The organism is Synechococcus sp. R55.7 (assembly GCF_047461955.1).
Lineage (GTDB): Bacteria > Cyanobacteriota > Cyanobacteriia > Thermostichales > Thermostichaceae > Thermostichus.
Genome location: NZ_JANSIC010000002.1, coordinates 31524 through 34185, shown reverse-complemented (window position 1 = coordinate 34185; position 2662 = coordinate 31524). Strand labels below are relative to the sequence as shown.

Below are 2662 nucleotides of genomic sequence, written 5' to 3'. Positions count from 1 at the left end.
GTGACGGGGATCGACAACGGGGATTGAGTTGCCGCATTCCCCAAGGCTACGGATTTGGAGATGGAGGCAAGCTCCGTTTGTAGACATCGGGCCACATACTCAACCGCAGCGTAGGTGGTGGCTTTGCCAAGGCTAAGGCGAATGGATCCCAGCGCCTCGGCTTCTGAGTGGCCCATGGCCAAGAGGATGCGGCTGGGGATCAGTTGGCCGCTGCTACAGGCGGAGCCGGCGCTAATGGCGATCCCCTGGCGGCTTAGGGCCCTGACCAGCACATTCCCCGGGATCCCTGCGGCGCAGTAGCTGAGGTGGTGGGGCAGGCGCTGCTCCAAACGGACGGGGCCGGTCAGCCGCAAACCGGGCACCTCCGCTAGCAACTGGGCCAAATGCCGTTGCAATTGCCGCAGGCGGGCCGTTTCTTGAGATAGCTCTTGGGCCGCCAAAGCTGCCGCCACTCCCAAGCCGACAATGCCCGGGATCCCTTGGGTGCCAGCCCGCAGCCGCCGTTCTTGCCCACCCCCCCGCAGCAGCGGTCGCAGCTCCACCCCTGGGCGCACGTACAGCGCCCCCACCCCCTGGGGCCCGTAGAGTTTATGCCCGGAAAGGGAGAGCAGATCCACCGGCAGTTGCGCCAGATCCAGCGGGATCCGCCCCACCGTCTGCACAGCGTCGGTGTGGAAGAGCACCCCCGCCTGGCGACAGATCTGACCCAGCTCTGCAATGGGCTGCAGGGATCCCACCTCATTTTGGCCGTGGACGATGGAGACCAAAACGGTATTGGGTTGCAGCGCCTGGATCAAAGTCTGGGGATCCACCTGGCCGGCGGCGTTCACCAGCAGACGGGTGACCTGCCAGCCTTGGGACTGCAACTGGCGGGCAGCATTCTCCACCGAGGCGTGCTCGACGCTGGAGATGATGAGATGTTGGGGAGTAGAGTAGCGCTGGGCCACCCCAAACAGGGCCAGGTTGTTGGACTCCGTCCCGCCTGAGGTAAACAGCAGCGCCTCCGGCTCACAGTTAAGCAGCTCGGCCACCTGCTGCCGCGCCCGCTCCATGGCCATGGCGGCCCGTTCTCCCCACCCGTGCAAGCTGGAGGGGTTGCCCCAGCTTTCCTGCATCGCCATCTGCATGGCCTCGATCACCTCAGGCCGAGGCGGAGTGGTGGCGCTGTGGTCAAAGTAGAGGGCAGGATCCAAACGCAACATGCCAGCTCGACCAGCCGGGGCTCCGTGTTCCTATCTTAAGATCCTTGGCCAGTGTTGCCCAACGCTGGCAGCAGCTTCCCCTTGTTGAGGCCAAACCCGCTGGAGGCAAATTGAGCCTGCCTACTTGAAAAGACTAGTACGCTGGCGGTGCATCACCACCGATTCCACCAAGCCAATGGCCAGAAAATTGGTCAGTAGAGCCGAGCGGCCATAACTTAGAAAAGGCAAAGGCAAGCCGGTAATCGGGGCCAGGCCGATGGTCATGCTGATGTTCACCACCGCCTGAAAGAGGATCATCGCCAGCACCCCAATGGCAATCAGGGATCCAAAATTGTCCTTGGCCCCTTGGGCAATCCAGATCAGCCGCGCACACAGGATCCAAAACAGGATCAGCACCGTCAGGGTGCCGATAAAACCCATCTCTTCCCCAATGGCCGAGAAAATAAAATCCGTGTGCTGTTCGGGGATGAAGTCCAGCTGGGTTTGGGTGCCCTGCTGGATACCGCGGCCCCAGAGGCCGCCGGCCCCGATGGCAATGCGGGATTGAATGAGGTGATAGCCGGCTCCCCAGGGCTCTTGCATGGGATCGATAAAAATCTCCAGCCGCCGCCGCTGATAGGGCTTGAGAAGGTGCCAAGCTAGCTGACCCAACTGCCCCGAGAGCAGGTTGATTACCCCAAAAGTTACGGCCCCCGTCCACTGCCAGGGGAGACGCCAAGCAGCCAACCCCGCCATTCCCAGACACCAGAGCAGCCAAACCCAAAGCATCCAGCTCAGCTCTGGGCGAGTGTGTAAGCCATAGAGAATGGCTCCCACCCCCGGCGACAGGAGCAAGAGGATCCAACTGCCCTTGGCTCCGGCCCAGTAGAGCATGACCAGGACAATCACCACAAACACCAGGGCAGTGCCCAGGTTGGGCTGCAGGAAAATCAAGATCCAGGGAGGAGCAATGACGGCAACGGCCACCCAAATCTGGCTGAAGTACTTGATCGGCCAGTGGTGCAGGAGAGCAGCCAGGGTAACAATTACCCCCAGCTTGGCAAACTCAGAAGGCTGCACCTGAAAGCCAGCGATGGAGAGCCAGCGCTCCGCCCCTCCCCCCGCCGTGCCGAAAAAGAGCACTGCAATTAAACCTGCCAAGGTCAGGAAGTAGGTGAACCAGTGCCAGCGCAAAAGCCGCTCATACGGGATCCGGGCTACCATTCCCAAAAACACCAGGCTGATCCCGGCCATGATCAACTGCTGCAGCCAATAGTGGCTGATGGGACGCTCCCAGACTGCGCTGCGGATGGCAAGAATGCCGATGCCTGTCAAGGCCAGCACCGTGGCCAGCAACATGCCATCGAACTCGCGCCAAGGAGCCAAGATCTGCCGCAGAAGCTTTTTCCACCTAGGCTGAGAAGACACCTTTGGGTCAACGTTGCCCAGCAATAGACCCCATCCTCCAAAGCAAGGCCAGC

Annotated in this window: 2 protein-coding genes; both read right to left on the bottom strand. The window is 61.3% G+C overall.

Annotated elements, in window-relative coordinates:
* On the bottom strand, positions 1 to 1202 hold a 1202-nt coding region (locus NW820_RS00365; RefSeq protein WP_041436530.1), incomplete at its 3' end, for a cysteine desulfurase family protein.
* Positions 1203 to 1322: 120 nt separating this feature from the next.
* On the bottom strand, positions 1323 to 2540 hold the full coding sequence (gene rodA / locus NW820_RS00360; protein ID WP_414406374.1) for a rod shape-determining protein RodA: 1218 nt from the start codon (positions 2538 to 2540) through the stop codon (positions 1323 to 1325).
* Positions 2541 to 2662 lie beyond the last annotated feature (122 nt).